The organism is Thalassovita taeanensis, from assembly GCF_900110775.1.
Lineage (GTDB): Bacteria > Pseudomonadota > Alphaproteobacteria > Rhodobacterales > Rhodobacteraceae > Litorimicrobium > Litorimicrobium taeanense.
In genome coordinates, this window is record NZ_FOEP01000007.1 from 79,442 (window position 1) to 94,438 (window position 14,997).

Here is a 14,997-nt window from a genome sequence, read left to right on the forward strand (position 1 = left end):
CATGTTGACTGTGTTACGCAGCGTTGATGCTCCCCGCAAGAACGCGACCGGTCGCAGCGACAGAATTACGCAAGCACCGGGGGACGACGCTTGCGCCTGTGCTTAACCGTAATGCGCCACCGGCGTTCCCGCAATCGCGGCCATGTTCAGCAATCCGCGCGGCGTGATCGAGGGCGATACGATATGCGCCCGGTTGCCCATTCCCATCAGGATCGGACCCACCTCCAGCCCGCCGCCCTTCATCTTCAGAATGTTGCGCACCCCCGAAGCCGCATCCGCATGCGCAAAGATCAGCGCATTGGCCACACCCTGCATCCGGTTCTCCGGGAACACCCGCTCGCGCAGTTCTGGGTCCAGCGCCGCATCGACATTCATTTCGCCCTCATAGGTGAAATCGCGCGGTTCGCTGTCCAATATCTGCATCGCGGCGCGCAGCCTCTCGCCGGTGTCGCAGGCCATATTGCCAAACTGCGACTGGGCGCACAGCGCGATGTTCGGCTTCAGCCCGAACCGGCGCACATGCCGCGCCGCGCCGATCACCGTGCTGGCGATCTCCTCGGGCGTCGGAGTGGTGCGCACCTGCGTGTCGGCAATGAACAGCGGCCCATCCTCAAGGATCATCAGCGACAGCGCGCCGCTGGCCACATGCCGCGTATCGCCCAGCAACTGCGTGACATAATTCAGATGCCAGCGGTATTCGCCAAAGGTGCCACAGATCAGACTGTCCGCCTCGCCGCGATGTACCATGACCGCACCAATCGCCGTCGTGTTGGTGCGCATGATTGCCTTGGCCAGATCGGGCGTGACGCCGCGCCGCGCCATGATCTGATGATACGTGCCCCAGTAGTCGCGGTATCGCGGGTCGTTTTCCGGGTTCACGATCTGGAAATCCCGACCGGGCCGGATTGTCAGCCCTGCTCGCTCGCACCGCGCCTCGATCACCTCGGGCCGCCCGATCAGGATCGGTTGCTCGGTGGTTTCCTCCAGAATCGCCTGCGCCGCGCGCAGCACGCGTTCATCCTCGCCCTCGGCAAACACGATCTTGCGCGACGCCGTGCGCGCCGCGTCAAACACCGGCCGCATCAGCAGCGCCGATTTGAACACCGACTGGTTCAGCTGTGCTTTATAAGCCTCGAAATCCACGATCGGCCGGGTCGCCACGCCGCTTTCCATCGCCGCCCGCGCCACAGCGGTCGAGATGACCCCAGACAGCCGCGGATCAAACGGTTTCGGGATCAGATAATCCGCGCCGAAACTCATCTGCTCGCCCTGATAGGCCGCCGCCGCCTCGGCGCTGGTGGTCGCCCGCGCCAGGGCCGAGATCCCCTCGATACACGCCAGCTCCATCGCGTCGTTGATCACCGTTGCACCCACATCCAGCGCGCCCCGGAAAATGAAGGGAAAACACAGTACGTTATTGACTTGGTTGGGATAATCGCTGCGCCCGGTGGCGATAATCGCATCCGGCGCCACCTTGCGCGCCTCCTCTGGCAGGATTTCAGGCGTCGGGTTGGCCAGCGCGAAAATGACCGGGCGGCGGGTCATCTTGGCGACCATGTCCGGCGTCAGAACCCGCGGTCCCGACAGACCAAGGAACATGTCCGCCCCGTCAATCACCTCGTCCAGCGTCCGCAACTCGGTCTTTTGCGCAAAGGCCGCCTTTTGCGGGTTCATATCCACCTCGCGGCCCTCGTAAACCAGCCCGTGAATATCGCACAGCCAGACATTCTCGCGCCGCACCCCCAGCTTCAGCAGCATGTTCAGACAGGCAATGCCCGCCGCCCCGCCGCCGGTGCTGACGATCTTGATCTCGGCGAAATCCTTGCCCGCCACGTGCATTGCGTTTTTCGCAGCCGCGCCCACCACAATCGCGGTGCCGTGCTGATCGTCGTGAAACACCGGAATGTTCATCCGCTCGCGGCACAGCTTTTCAACGATGAAACACTCGGGCGCCTTGATGTCCTCAAGGTTGATCGCGCCAAACGTTGGCTCCAAAGCACAGACAATATCCGCCAGCTTTTCCGGGTCGCTCTCGTTCACCTCGATATCGAAACAGTCGATATTGGCGAATTTCTTGAACAAAACCGCTTTGCCTTCCATCACCGGCTTGCTGGCCAGCGCGCCGATATTGCCCAGCCCCAACACGGCCGAGCCATTGGTGATCACCGCCACCAGATTGCCCCGCGCGGTAAACCGGCTGGCATTGGCGGGGTTGTCCTTGATCTCCAAGCAGGCCTCGGCCACGCCGGGGCTATAGGCCAAGCTCAGGTCGCGCCCGTTGGCCAGCGGCTTGATCGCGCGGATTTCCAACTTTCCCGGCTTGGGGAATTCATGATATTTCAGCGCCGCCTGACGCAAGCTCTCATTCTGACTGTCGGACATCTGCCCCTCCCTGAATTCGGCCTGAAACCGTTTGTTTAATATTAAACTATACCTGACGCAGAGGAAAGATGCTGAATTCAGCCGCCACAATTTGCCTCGCCTTGCAAAACTACGCGGGGGAGGTCACAGTTTTCCAATTCCCCGAACCGGGGCGGCGCGGTCTTCGGGCCCGCCATATACGTCAGGAGGTGTTAATATGTCTTTGCTTGATGCGGCGCGCGCGGTGCGTGAAAATGCTTATGCGCCCTATTCCAATTTCAAGGTCGGTGCGGCGATCCGGGGCAAATCCGGCGCGATCTATGTCGGCTGCAATGTTGAAAACGTGTCCTATCCCGAAGGCACCTGCGCCGAGGGTGGCGCGATTGCCGCCATGGTCGCCGCGGGCGAGGTCGAACTGACCGAGGTCTGCGTGATCGCCGACAGCCCGCACCCCGTCAGCCCCTGCGGTGGCTGTCGCCAGAAACTGGCCGAATTTGGCCGGGGCAATGTCATGGTGCGAATGGCCACCGTGGATGGCCCCGAAACCACGATGACCATCACCGAACTGCTGCCCGGCGCCTTCGATCAAAGTCACATGGAGCGGAACTGAGCCAATGGATGCCCGTGCCATTATCGTGCGGCTGCGCGACCGCCAGCCGCTCAGCCGCGAGGACCTGTCGTGGTTTGCCCAAGGTCTGGCTGATCGCGCCGTCAGCGACGCACAGGCCGGGGCCTTCGCCATGGCCGCGCTTCTGAACGGGCTGGGCAAGGAAGGCCGCGTTGCCCTGACGCTGGCGATGCGCGATTCCGGCCACGTGCTGCGCTGGGACATGGATCGCCCGGTGTTGGACAAGCATTCCACCGGCGGTGTCGGCGATTGCGTCAGCCTGGTGCTCGCCCCGGCGCTGGCCGCCTGCGGTGCCTATGTGCCGATGATTTCCGGGCGCGGCCTTGGCCACACCGGCGGCACGCTCGACAAACTCGAAGCCATCCCCGGCCTGCGCACCGACCTGAGCGAGGCGCAGTTTCGCGCCGTGGTGGGGCAGGTGGGCTGCGCCATCGTCAGCGCCAGCGCCGATATCGCCCCGGCGGACAAGCGCCTCTATGCCATCCGCGACGTGACCGGCACCGTCGAAAGCCTCGATCTGATCACCGCCTCGATCCTGTCCAAGAAACTCGCCGCCGGCCTCGAAGGGCTGGTGCTTGACGTCAAGGTCGGCTCGGGCGCCTTCATGAAACATCCCGACGAGGCCCGCGCGCTGGCGCAGGCGCTGGTCAGCACCGCCAATGCCGCAGGTTGCCCCACCTCCGCCGTGATCACCGACATGAATCAGCCGCTTGCACCCGAACTGGGCAACGCGCTCGAAGTCGCCAGCTCGATGCGCGTCCTGACCGGTCAGGTCAGCGGCCCGCTGGCCGATCTGACCGCCATCCTTGGCGGCGTGGCGCTGGCCAATGCCGGGCTGGCCACCGATGTCGAAGCCGGCGCCCGGGCCATTGCCGACAGCATCCGCGATGGCCGCGCCGCCGAAATCTTCGGGCGCATGGTCGCGGCTCAGGGCGGCCCGCTGCGCTTTGTCGAGGACTGGCAGCGCTTCCTGCCCGAAGCCCCGGTCATCCGCGAAATTCCCGCCCCCCGCGCGGGCTTCGTCGCCGCGATGGATGGCCACGCGATGGGCCTGTCCGTCGTGGCCCTCGGCGGTGGCCGTCAGGTCGAAAACGATGTGGTGGACCCGGCCGTGGGCATCTCTGACGTGGTGCCACTGGGCACATGGGTCGAACAGGGCCAGCCGCTGGCGCGCATCCACGCCGCCCGCGAATCCGCCGCGGACGAGGCCGCAGCAACCCTGCACGCGGCCATCACCCTGTCCGACACCGCGCCAACCCTGCCGCCGCTCGTGCATGAAAGGATCGGCTGATGCCCCGCGCTTTCCTTCTGGTGATCGACAGCGTCGGCATCGGCGGCGCGCCCGACGCCGCGCAGTATTTCAACGGTGACCTGCCCGATACCGGCGCCAACACGCTGGCCCACATCGCCCAAGCCTGCGCCGCAGGGCAAGCCGACCAGAGCCGCAGTGGCCCGCTGCATGTCCCCGTGATGGACAGCCTCGGGCTGGGCGCCGCCGTGCGCCTGGCCTCGGGCGATGCCACGCCGGGCCTCAGCGCCGACCCGCAGGGCCTTTGGGGCGCCGCCACGGAAATCTCGCGCGGCAAAGACACCCCCTCGGGCCATTGGGAACTGGCCGGCGTACCGGTTCCGTGGGACTGGCATTATTTCCCCGACACACTCCCCTGCTTCCCACCCGACCTGACCGCACAGGTCAGCACGCTGGCGGGCACTCCCGGCATTCTTGGCAATTGCCATGCCTCGGGCACCAAAATCATCGCTGACCTTGGCGCCAAGCACATCGAAACCGGCTGGCCGATCTGCTACACTTCCGCCGACAGCGTGTTTCAGATCGCCGCGCACGAGCAGCACTTCGGCCTCGACCGCCTGCTGACCCTATGTCAGGCCGTCGCGCCGCTGGTCCACGCCATGAAGGTGGGCCGCGTGATCGCGCGGCCTTTCATCGGTACACCTGAAACCGGCTTTACCCGCACCACCAACCGCCATGATTATGCCATCGCGCCCCCGGCCCCCACGCTCTGCGATTGGGTGCAGGACGCGGGCCGCCCTGTCTATGCCATCGGCAAAATTGGCGATATCTTCTCGATGCGCGGCATAACCGAGGTCCGCAAAGGCGCCGACACCCAGCTGATGCAGCACCTCTCCGACCTGATTGATCAGGCCGAAGACGGCAGTTTGACCTTCGCCAACTTTGTCGAGTTCGACAGCCTGTTCGGCCACCGCCGCGACGTGTCCGGCTATGCCCGCGCGCTTGAATGGTTCGACGCCGAACTGGCCCGCCTGCTGCCGCGCCTGCGCCCGGATGACCTGCTGCTGATCAGCGCCGATCATGGCAACGATCCCACTTGGCACGGCACCGACCACACCCGCGAACGTGTGCCTGTCCTTGGCCACGGCCTTGGCCCGCGCGCCATCGGTCAGGTCGCTTTTACTGACGTCGCCGCCAGCATTGCCGCCCACCTTGGCGTGCCATCCCAAGGCGCTGGGCGGAGCTTTCTATGAGCTGGAAAACCTTCCCCAAGGTCGAACTGCACCTGCACCACGAAGGCGCGGCGCCCCCGGCCTTCATCCGCGGCCTTGCCAAGGAAAAATCCGTAAACATCTCCGGCGTCTTCGCCGAGGATGGTTCGTACGTCTTCACCGATTTTGTGCATTTCCTCAGCGTCTACGAGGCTGCAACCCAAGTCCTTAAAACCCCCGAGGATTACCACCGCCTGACCCTTGCCGTGCTGGAACAAAGCGCCGCCAATGGCGTGGTCTATTCCGAAACCTTCCTCAGCCCCGATTTCTGCGGCAATCGCGATCTCAGCGCATGGCGTGAATTCCTGCACGCGATCCGCGAAGCCGCAGATCAGGCCGAGCGTGACATGGGCATCACCCTGCGTGGCATCGTCACCTGCGTCCGGCACTTCGGCCCCGACAAAGCCAAGCAAACCGCGCGCTGCGCCGCTGAAACCGCTGGCGACTGGATCACCGGTTTTGGCATGGGGGGCGACGAAGGGCAGGGCAGGCAGGGCGATTTCGCCTATGCCTTCGACATGGCCCGCGAGGCGGGCCTGCGCCTGACCACGCACGCCGGTGAATGGGGCGGGCCGCAATCCGTCCACGACGCCCTTGATGATCTGCGCGTTGAACGCATCGGCCACGGTGTGCGTGCCATCGAAGATCCCGCGCTGATCGAACGCCTCGTCGCTGAAAACATTGTGCTGGAGGTCTGCCCCGGCTCGAACGTTGCACTCGGCCTGTACCCTGATGTGGCCAGCCACCCCATTGCCCGCCTGCGCGACGCCGGTGTAAAAGTGACCGTGTCCACCGATGACCCACCGTTCTTCCACAGCACGATGACGCAGGAATATGAACAGTTGGAACAGGCATTCGGCTGGGACGAGGAAGACTTTGCAGCCCTGAACCGCTCAGCGATTGACGCGGCCTTCTGCACCGAAGATACACGCGCGCGGATCATAAAACGACTGGAGAGCCAATGACCGACCATCTGACCATCGTCACCCACCCGCTGGTGCAGCACAAACTGACCCTGATGCGCGACAAGGGTGCCTCCACCGCCGTTTTCCGGCAACTTCTGCGCGAGATCAGCCAGATGCTGGCCTATGAGGTCACCCGCGAGCTGGAGATGACCACCCAAACCATCGAAACCCCGATGACCGAGATGGAAGCCCCGGTTCTGAAGGGCAAGAAGCTGGCGTTGATTTCGATCCTGCGTGCCGGAAATGGCATGCTCGACGGTGTGCTCGAACTGATCCCCTCGGCCCGCGTCGGCTTTGTTGGGCTTTACCGTGATGAAAAAACGCTCAAGCCCGTGCAGTACTATTACAAAGCCCCCGAAAGCCTGGAAGACCGGCTGGTCGTCGTCGTCGATCCGATGCTTGCCACCGGCAACAGCTCGGTCGCCGCGATTGATCTTCTCAAGGCCGCGGGTGCCAAAAATATCCGGTTTTTGTGCCTTTTGGCCGCCCCCGAAGGCGTCGCCCGGATGAAAGAAGCACACCCCGATGTGCCGATCATCACAGCTTCGCTTGATAAGTGCCTGAACGACAAAGGTTACATCATACCGGGACTAGGTGATGCGGGCGACAGGATGTTTGGCACTAAATAGGCCGCCCACAGCTTTACTCAGGGTTATATATCGTGCACAGTGATCCTCATTCGTGTGGGGGCACAAATGAAGATAACCAGTCTGATCGCTTATACCGTCATCGTCGCGTCACTGGGGCTGGGCACCGTTCAGGCCCAGTCGCTCAGAAACGCTGACGAACCGGCGGAATTCCCGCCATCGTCCTACAAAGGCAGCCAGTATGTAGACAGCAAAGGCTGCGTCTACATCCGGGCGGGGATCAACGGCAACGTCACCTGGATTCCGCGCGTGTCGCGGGCCAGGCAACAGCTGTGCGGCGCTCAGCCGACCTTTGCCAATGCCAAACCAGCAGCGCCCGCAGCCCCGGTGATCGTGGCTGCGGCCCCGGCGCCCAAGCCAGCGCCCGCGCCAACGCCGGTTCGCAAACCCGTGGTCAAAGCCGTGGCGCCCGTTGTTGTCGCCAAGCCCGCGCCGCGGGTTGCGACCGCCAAGGTGGGGCAGCCGATGCGCACAACCGCGACCCTGTCCACACCTCCCAAAGTTGTCACCGTCAAACCCGCGCCGAGATACGTGACCAAAACCGCAGCCAAGCCCAAAACCGTGGCGGCCCCTGCACCCCGGCCCGTGGCCGTCGCATCGGCCTGCACCGGGGGCACAGCGGTCAGCCAGCGTTATGTCGGCACCGGCAGCGACGTGCGCTGCGGACCGCAGGCAGAGCCGCCCGTGACTTATGGCACCCGCTCCCGCGCGGGAACCCCGGCGCGGTATTCCGCTCTAACCTCGGCCCGCGTGGGTCAGGTCGCCACCCCGGCCACTGTCTCGCCGCAGACCCGCGTGGCCCCCAAACATGTCTACACAACGCAGGTGCAGGCACGGCAGGGCGTGCACGTCCCCAAGGGCTATCGCAAAGTCTGGGATGACGACCGGCTGAATACCAAACGCGGGCATCAGACCTTTGCAGGCAAAGCCCAGATGGATCTGATCTGGACCAAAGACACCCCGCGCAAGCTGATTGATCGCAGCTCGGGGCGCGACATGACCCGCTATAACCCCAATCTGGTCTACCCCTATACCGATCTGGCCACCCAACAGCGCACCCTTGCCGCGACCGAGCGTCAGGCACTGCAACCGCAGCCGCGCATCGTTGTCTCGTCCAAATCGCGTACACCGCAGGCGGTCAGCGCCCCGGTCAAGTCTTCGACCAAGACCTCGGCCAAGGCTGCGCACCGCTATGTGCAGGTCGGCACCTTCGGTGTTGCCGCAAACGCGCAGAAAAGCGCCGCACGCCTGCAACGGGCCGGGCTGCCGGTGCGGATGGCCAAATACAGCAAAAGCGGCAAGCAATACCGCATCGTCTTGGCTGGCCCCTTCACCACACAGGCACAGCTTGGGCAGGCGCTGGGCACCGCCCGCAAGGCCGGGTTCCGCGACGCCTTCGTGCGCAAATAACTGCGGCCTGAACCTGATCTGAAATCAATCTGAAATGCCCCGCTCCGGCGGGGTTTTTCTGTGCGGCTCAGCCGCCGCAAATTCCCTGCAACCGCACCCAGTCGCTGTCCGACAAGACCGGGCTTGGCGCCGCCTGCGGATAGGGATCAGCCTCGATCAACGGCAAGGTCTGCTCGCCCGAGACATCCAACGCATAGGCATAGGGGCTTGCCCGCACCCCCGCCGCGCGGAACCCCTCCAGCAAATCCGCCAGCGGCACCGGCTGCGTTGGCCGGGTCAGCAAAGTCTCGGCATAGGCGCGCAGCGTCTTGTCGGGCAGAGTGCCCGTCGTCAACAGCCGGAAACTGCTCATCCAGCCGCTTTCGTGCAGCAGCCGCTCCAAAGGGTCTTCCATGCGGGCGCGCTGCAATTCGGCGATCAGAAAACCGGCGGCCACGTCGGGTTCTTCGTAATCCTCGATCAGCGTGCTGCTGATCAGCAGAATACGCCCCGGCAGAAAAACCGTGCTGTTGACCCCGGCGCGCACAACGGTCAGCCGCAGCGGGCGGTCCTGCGGCGCGCGCACCCGGTCCGCCAACCGCGCCAGCGCTGGCAGCGCCTGCGCGTCGCTGCACGGCTGGCCGGTCACACGCTGCACATGGGTCATCAGTTGTTGGCCGATCTCGACCCGCTTGACCAAGGGCACGACCGACAGCGCATGTTCCTGCATCGCGCCGGGCAGCCAGAACACCCCCAACGCCAGAACCGACGCCGCCGAGGCCGCCAGAATCACCGCGCGCAACCGGCCCGGACGCGGGCGACGGCGCTCAATGGCGCTGCGCAGCTTTTCGATGGCGCCGATCATCTGGGCTTCGGCCTCTGTCAGCTCCAGCGTTTCTCCGGGGTCGCCGTCGGGGTAAAAGATCGCCGGGTGTTCGCCGGGGTTGGCACGGGCCACCGCAGGCAAAGACCAATGCGCCAGCGCCCGGTCTTGCAAGTCGGAAATCACCAGCGTTGCATCCCCGATCGACACGATCACCTCGCGGCGCTGATCCTGCGGCGTGGCGCGCCACAGGCCGGTGGCCTCGATCCGCTGGTATTGCTGCAATGCCGTCATCGCTCTGGGCTGCCCTGCCTCTTGTTCGATGCCGAAGCTAACACGCGGCAGGCCGGGGCGGCAATCCGCACCGACGTTTTACCGACGTAATACCGACGTGATACCGCAACGAAAATTACAGCGTTTTGGCCAATGTCCGCAGCTCGAACTTCTGGATCTTCCCGGTCGAGGTTTTGGGCAATTCCAGAAACACCACCTGCTTCGGCGTCTTGAAACCGGCCAGCCGCTCGCGGGCAAAGGCGATCATTTCGGCCGCATCCCCGGTCACGCCATCCTTCAGTTCGACAAAGGCGCACGGCACCTCGCCCCACTTGTCATCGGGCTTGGCCACCACCGCACACAGCAGCACATCGGGGTGCGACATCAGCACGCCCTCGACCTCGACCGAGCTGATATTCTCGCCGCCCGAAATGATGATATCCTTGGCCCGGTCGGCAATCTGAACATAGCTGTCAGGGTGCTGCACCGCGATGTCACCGGTGTGGAAATACCCGCCCGCAAAGGCCTCTGCCGTGGCGTTTGGGTTCTTCAGATATCCCTTCATCACCCCGTTTCCGCGCATGACAATCTCGCCCTGCGTTTTGCCATCCATCGGAATTTGCTGCATTTTTTCGTCGACGACCGTGATGTGTTCGTAAATTGGCATCGCCACGCCCTGCCGCGCCTTGATCGCGGCGCGCGCGTCGCCTTCCAGGTGGTCCCACCGCTCGGCCCAAGTGCATTCCGTGGCGGGGCCGTAAACCTCGGTCAGCCCGTAGACCTGCGTGACGTTGAAGCCCATCGGCTCGATCTTCGACAGGGTCGCGGGGGCAGGCGGGGCGCCTGCGGTAAAGACCTCGACCGTGTGGTCAAAGCTGCGCCGCTGCGCCTCGGGGGCGTTGACCAGCATGTTCAGCACGATCGGCGCACCGCCAAAATGCGTGGCGCCCTCGTCGGCAATGGCATCGAAAATTGCGGGCGCGGTGATGTCGCGACAGCAAATCACCGTTCCGCCATAGGCTGGCATCAGCCAGGAATGGCACCAGCCATTGCAGTGAAACAGCGGCACAATCGTCAGATACCGCGGATGCAACGTCAACCGCCAACTGATCGCCTGCCCCATCGCATTCAAGTACGCCCCGCGATGATGGTACACCACCCCTTTGGGCCGCCCCGTCGTGCCCGAGGTATAGTTCAGCGCGATGCTCTCCCATTCGTCCTGCGGCATGATCCAGTCGAACGCAGGGTCACCCGTCGCCAGCAGGTCTTCATATTCCATGTAATGCCCATGCGCATGCACGCCCGCGTGATCATCCGCCACCTCGATCAGGATCGGGGCAGGGCCTTCCATCCGTTCGACCGCTTCGGCCACGGTTGGCAGGAACTGCGGATCAACCAGCACCACCTTGGCGCCACCGTGATCAAAGATATAGGCAACGGTGTCGGGCTCTAGCCGGGTATTGATCGCGTTCAGCACGGCGCCACAAGCTGGCACACCGAAATGCGCCTCGACCTGCGCGGGCAGGTTGGGGATCAGGGTGGCCACCACGTCGCCGGGCTGCACGCCCAGCTTGACCAGCGCCGAGGCCAGCCGCGTGACCCGCTCGTGATACTGCGCATAGGTCTTGCGGTGCGGGCCATAGACCACCGCCATGTGATCGGGGAACACCTGTTTGGCGCGGGTGAGAAAAGACAACGGTGTCAGCGGCACATAGTTCGCAGCGGTCTTGTCCAACCCGGTTTCATCTGCCATCCAACCCATGTTTTCCTCCTGTCGGCTGCGCTTTGCGTGCATATTGCGTTGGAACCCCAGCCATGGAAAGGCCCCGGCTGAGGAAATTTGCAGCGTTGTCACAGATCGCCAAACCAGCGGCTTTTCCGCATGGCCGGTATGGTTTAGCGTCCCGGCATGATCATCTCGCACGGGCGTCAGTATATCTTTATTCACATCCCCAAAACCGGGGGGACAGCCATGGCGCTGGCGCTTGAGGCGCGGGCCATGAAAGATGACGTGATGCTTGGCGACACACCCAAAGCCCGCAAGCGGCGGCGCAAGATCAAAGAGACGCCCACCGCCGGGCGGCTATGGAAACACTCAACCCTGGCCGACATCGAAGGGTTGGTCGGAATGGAGGAGATTGACAGCTATTTCATCTTCACTCTGGTCCGGAACCCGTGGAACCGTGCGGTCAGCTATTACCACTGGCTGCGGGCGCAAGCATTCGACCACCCTGCCGTCACACTGGCGCAAAACGACGATTTCAGTGGGTTCCTCAGCCACCCGCAAACCTGGCACGCCCTGCGTGCCACACCCGCGCGGCACTATATGACCGATGCGCGCGGAGACGAGTTGTGCGATGCCTATATCCGGTTGGAGCATTTCGAACAGGACGTCACCTCGCTTGAGAAACACCTTGGCTTTCAGTTGCAGTTGGAACAGGTCAACGCCTCGCCGCGCAATGCGGACTATCGCAGCTATTATTCGGATCGTGATGCAGCGTTTCTGGCCGATATCTGCGCCGAGGATATCGCGCGTTTCGGATATAGGTTCGACCCAGCCTGACCCGCGCTGCCGGTCAGAGAGACGTGCCTTCGGCGGCGGAACTTTGGCACGATGAACGACAAAACAAACCCCTGAAACGCAAAGCGCGCCCCCGAGGGGACGCGCTGTTTTCTTTCTATGCCTTTGAAATCAAGCGGCTTTGGCGTTTTGGCCAAAGCGGCCATAGAAGCTTTGGGTCTTGTCGGCCATTTCGCGCAGCAGTGCAGGTGTAGTGAAGCGTTCGCCGAATTTCTCGGTCAACTCATCACAGCGTTCTGCGGCATAAGGCGTGCCGATGATGTCCAGCCAGCTGAACGGGCCACCGGACCAAGGCGCAAAGCCCCAGCCAAGGATCGCGCCGACATCGCCTTCGCGGATGTCTTCCAGCACGCCCTCTTCCAAGGCGCGGACGGCTTCCAGAACCTGTGCGAACATCAGGCGATGCTGCACCTCGATCAGGTCGGGTTGCTCTGCCGCGCGCGGGCAGTGCTGGGCCAGACCCTCCCAATAGCCAAGGCGCTTTCCTGCCTCGTCGTAGTCGAAGAAACCGGCTTTGGATTTCCGGCCAAGACGGCCCTGATCGACCATCGCAAACATCAGATCATCCACAGGCTTGGCATCGGCAGGATAGGCATCGCCCATCGCGGCTTTGGTCGCTTTGGCGATGCGCACACCCAGGTCAAGGCTGGTTTCGTCCATCAACTGCAGCGGCCCGACAGGCATGCCCAGCATCCGCGCGGCATTGTCGATCAAGGCAGGCGCCACACCTTCTGTGACCATCCGCGCGCCTTCGTTCAGGTACGGAATGATGCAGCGGTTGGCATAGAAGAACCGCGCATCATTGACCACGATCGGGGTCTTGCGGATCTGGCGGACGTAATCCAGCGACTTGGCCACGGCCCGATCGCCGGTTTCCTTGCCCTTGATGATTTCCACCAGCAGCATCTTTTCGACAGGCGAGAAGAAGTGGATGCCGATGAACTGCTCAGGGCGCTTGGAGGCTTTGGCCAGTTCGGTGATCGGCAGGGTCGAGGTGTTGGAGGCGAAGATGCAGGTGTCGGGGATCACGGCCTCGACATTCCTGGTCACTTCGGCCTTTACGCCCATGTCTTCGAACACGGCTTCGATGATCAGGTCAGCATCAGCCAGCGCGGAGTAGTCGGTGGTGGCGTTGATCAGACCCAGAACGGCGGCCTTCTTTTCGGGGGTGCCTTTCTTACGCGCGATCCCCTTGTCCAGATAGGTCTCGACATAGGCTTTGCCCTTGTCGGCGGATTCCTGTTTCTGGTCGATCAGCACGACCTGAATACCGGCCATGGCCGACACCAGCGCAATGCCCGCACCCATCATGCCAGCGCCCATGATGCCGACCTTTTTGACGGTTTCATCGGCCACATCGGGGCGGTTCGCGCCTTTTTCCAGCGCTTCCTTGTTCAGGAACAGCGACCGGATCATGGCCGACGATGACGGGTTCATAAGAACATGGGTGAACCAGCGCGCCTCGATCTTGAGGGCGGTGTCGAATGGCACCATTGCGCCTTCATAGACGGCGCTCAGCAGGGCCTTGGCTGCCGGGAACGCGCCCTGCGTCTGGCCGTTGACCATGGCGTTGGCACCAACGAAGGTCTGGAACCCCATCGGATGATATGGCGCGCCACCGGGCATTTTATAGCCTTTGGTGTCCCAGGGTTTGACGATGTCGGCATCCTTGGCGTTCAGCACCCATTCCTTGGCGGCTGCGACCGGATCGGCTGCGACCTCGTCAATGATGCCCGCGGCCTTGGCTTTTTTGGGGTCGACCAACTTGCCTTGCAGCAGGAAGGGGCTGGCGGCCATCGCACCCATTTTGCGCACGAAACGCGTGGTGCCACCCGCGCCGGGGAAGATGCCAACCATGATTTCCGGCAAGCCGATTTTGGCCTTGGGATTATCAGCGGCAAAAATCCGGTGCGTGGCCAAGGGCAGTTCCAGCCCGATGCCCACGGCGGTGCCGGGCAAGGCGGCGGCGATCGGCTTGCCGCCTTTCAGGGTTTTCGGGTCCATGCCCGCGCGTTCGATCTTACGCAGCGCGGCGTGCATCTGCATGATGCCTTCGAACAGGCCGCGCTCGGGTTCGTCGCCCGCGTCAGCTTTCATCTTGGCCAGCACGTTCAGATCCATCCCGCCGGCAAAGTCTTTCTTACCAGATGTGATGACGATGCCTTTGACGGCCTCGTCGGCCAGCGCGTCGTCGATCATTCCGTCCAGCGCCATCAGCGCCTCGGTGGACAGCACGTTCATGGACTTGCCGGGGCAGTCCCAGGTGATCAGAGCGACGCCGTCGGCGCCTTTTTCCATTGTGAAATCAGTCATAATAGCCTCCGTCAGGCGGATGTGTGTTTGAGGACGTTGGGCGTGTGCAGGTCAGTCATCGGTGAACCGCCCATCGTCAGAAATTCGGGATCGTGCCAGTGTCCAGTTGATATGCCCGATCGAGCTGCGGATCATCGAGATCCCCCAGCTATCTTCCGTTGGGCGCAACAAAAACAGAGTATTGAACGGTTCGACCACAGGTGCTGTATCGTGCAGGATATGGGTCACGCAGGTGACCTCGATCAGGTCATCGGCAAGCTGATTGTGAACGATATTTTCGCGGAAAATATCGTTCACATCATTGAGTGCGATGACATCGTGATAGAGTTCGAAATCCTGCTGCAACGACGTGTCCGTGTGCAACTCGTACGGCTGACCGCCGAGCGGTTCAATCCGCAAAGGCAGCCGCATGACTGACCTGTACAGTTTGAAGTCGCCCGTCAGGACCGCTTGAGTGAGCCGCGTGCCGACTGGGCCGAACACATCGTTTGCCATGG

General features: G+C 62.9%; 12 protein-coding genes. 7 read left to right on the plus strand and 5 right to left on the minus strand.

All coding sequences use genetic code 11. The features are described 5' to 3' along the window. Positions 1 to 102: 102 nt before the first annotated feature. Positions 103 to 2,382 carry an NADP-dependent malic enzyme gene (locus BSF79_RS11270; RefSeq protein ID WP_090269995.1) on the minus strand — a complete coding sequence of 760 codons (2,280 nt, stop codon included), beginning with the start codon at positions 2,380 to 2,382 and terminating at the stop codon, positions 103 to 105. A gap of 196 nt (positions 2,383 to 2,578) precedes the next feature. On the opposite strand from BSF79_RS11270, the gene BSF79_RS11275 reads away from it, so the two are divergent. From BSF79_RS11275 to BSF79_RS11300, 6 genes are all read left to right on the plus strand, one after another. Further along, positions 2,579 to 2,971 carry a cytidine deaminase gene (locus BSF79_RS11275; RefSeq protein WP_090269996.1) on the plus strand — a complete coding sequence of 131 codons (393 nt, stop codon included), beginning with the start codon at positions 2,579 to 2,581 and terminating at the stop codon, positions 2,969 to 2,971. A 4-nt stretch (positions 2,972 to 2,975) separates the two neighbouring features. Next, entirely contained in the window at positions 2,976 to 4,280 is a 1,305-nt protein-coding gene (locus BSF79_RS11280; protein ID WP_090269997.1) for a thymidine phosphorylase, read from the plus strand. After that, a complete protein-coding gene (locus BSF79_RS11285) occupies positions 4,280 to 5,491 on the plus strand; it encodes a phosphopentomutase (RefSeq protein WP_090269998.1) in 1,212 nt (403 codons plus the stop codon). Before BSF79_RS11280 ends, BSF79_RS11285 begins: the two co-directional genes overlap by 1 nt. Continuing rightward, positions 5,488 to 6,474 (plus strand): adenosine deaminase, encoded by a 987-nt coding sequence (locus tag BSF79_RS11290; protein ID WP_090269999.1) that lies wholly within the window; start codon positions 5,488 to 5,490, stop codon positions 6,472 to 6,474. The genes BSF79_RS11285 and BSF79_RS11290 overlap by 4 nt, the downstream gene beginning before the upstream one ends. Next, entirely contained in the window at positions 6,471 to 7,103 is a 633-nt protein-coding gene (gene upp / locus BSF79_RS11295) for a uracil phosphoribosyltransferase (protein WP_090270000.1), read from the plus strand. Before BSF79_RS11290 ends, upp begins: the two co-directional genes overlap by 4 nt. A gap of 66 nt (positions 7,104 to 7,169) precedes the next feature. Further along, positions 7,170 to 8,531 (plus strand): SPOR domain-containing protein, encoded by a 1,362-nt coding sequence (locus BSF79_RS11300; RefSeq protein WP_090270001.1) that lies wholly within the window; start codon positions 7,170 to 7,172, stop codon positions 8,529 to 8,531. Positions 8,532 to 8,598: 67 nt separating this feature from the next. Here BSF79_RS11300 and BSF79_RS11305 read toward each other — a convergent pair whose 3' ends face one another. Together BSF79_RS11305 and BSF79_RS11310 are read right to left on the minus strand one after the other, a co-directional pair. Next, positions 8,599 to 9,627, minus strand: a complete 1,029-nt coding sequence (locus BSF79_RS11305) for a hypothetical protein (protein ID WP_090270002.1) — start codon at positions 9,625 to 9,627, stop codon at positions 8,599 to 8,601. Between the two features lie 115 nt (positions 9,628 to 9,742). After that, positions 9,743 to 11,368, minus strand: coding sequence for an AMP-binding protein (locus BSF79_RS11310; protein ID WP_090270097.1), 1,626 nt, complete (start codon positions 11,366 to 11,368; stop codon positions 9,743 to 9,745). A 147-nt stretch (positions 11,369 to 11,515) separates the two neighbouring features. Here BSF79_RS11310 and BSF79_RS11315 point away from each other — a divergent pair, with 147 nt between their 5' ends. After that, the gene (locus BSF79_RS11315; protein ID WP_090270003.1) at positions 11,516 to 12,169 is read left to right on the plus strand and encodes a sulfotransferase family 2 domain-containing protein; all 654 of its coding nucleotides are present in this window, start codon (positions 11,516 to 11,518) and stop codon (positions 12,167 to 12,169) included. Positions 12,170 to 12,298: 129 nt separating this feature from the next. On the opposite strand, the gene BSF79_RS11320 is transcribed toward BSF79_RS11315, so the two are convergent. Then, positions 12,299 to 14,500, minus strand: a complete 2,202-nt coding sequence (locus tag BSF79_RS11320; RefSeq protein WP_090270004.1) for a 3-hydroxyacyl-CoA dehydrogenase NAD-binding domain-containing protein — start codon at positions 14,498 to 14,500, stop codon at positions 12,299 to 12,301. 51 nt (positions 14,501 to 14,551) lie between these two features. Further along, on the minus strand, positions 14,552 to 14,995 hold the full coding sequence (locus tag BSF79_RS11325; RefSeq protein ID WP_090270005.1) for a hypothetical protein: 444 nt from the start codon (positions 14,993 to 14,995) through the stop codon (positions 14,552 to 14,554). Between the last annotated feature and the right edge of the window lie 2 nt (positions 14,996 to 14,997).

Bases quoted from the DNA above. Each gene is read 5' to 3' on its own strand.
- BSF79_RS11310 (WP_090270097.1), bottom strand. From the start codon at position 11,368: ATGGGTTGGATGGCAGATGAAACCGGGTTGGACAAGACCGCTGCGAAC.
- BSF79_RS11285 (WP_090269998.1), top strand. From the start codon at position 4,280: ATGCCCCGCGCTTTCCTTCTGGTGATCGACAGCGTCGGCATCGGCGGC.
- BSF79_RS11280 (WP_090269997.1), top strand. From the start codon at position 2,976: ATGGATGCCCGTGCCATTATCGTGCGGCTGCGCGACCGCCAGCCGCTC.
- BSF79_RS11305 (WP_090270002.1), bottom strand. From the start codon at position 9,627: ATGACGGCATTGCAGCAATACCAGCGGATCGAGGCCACCGGCCTGTGG.
- BSF79_RS11300 (WP_090270001.1), top strand. From the start codon at position 7,170: ATGAAGATAACCAGTCTGATCGCTTATACCGTCATCGTCGCGTCACTG.
- upp (WP_090270000.1), top strand. From the start codon at position 6,471: ATGACCGACCATCTGACCATCGTCACCCACCCGCTGGTGCAGCACAAA.
- BSF79_RS11290 (WP_090269999.1), top strand. From the start codon at position 5,488: ATGAGCTGGAAAACCTTCCCCAAGGTCGAACTGCACCTGCACCACGAA.
- BSF79_RS11320 (WP_090270004.1), bottom strand. From the start codon at position 14,500: ATGACTGATTTCACAATGGAAAAAGGCGCCGACGGCGTCGCTCTGATC.
- BSF79_RS11275 (WP_090269996.1), top strand. From the start codon at position 2,579: ATGTCTTTGCTTGATGCGGCGCGCGCGGTGCGTGAAAATGCTTATGCG.
- BSF79_RS11325 (WP_090270005.1), bottom strand. From the start codon at position 14,995: ATGGCAAACGATGTGTTCGGCCCAGTCGGCACGCGGCTCACTCAAGCG.
- BSF79_RS11270 (WP_090269995.1), bottom strand. From the start codon at position 2,382: ATGTCCGACAGTCAGAATGAGAGCTTGCGTCAGGCGGCGCTGAAATAT.
- BSF79_RS11315 (WP_090270003.1), top strand. From the start codon at position 11,516: ATGATCATCTCGCACGGGCGTCAGTATATCTTTATTCACATCCCCAAA.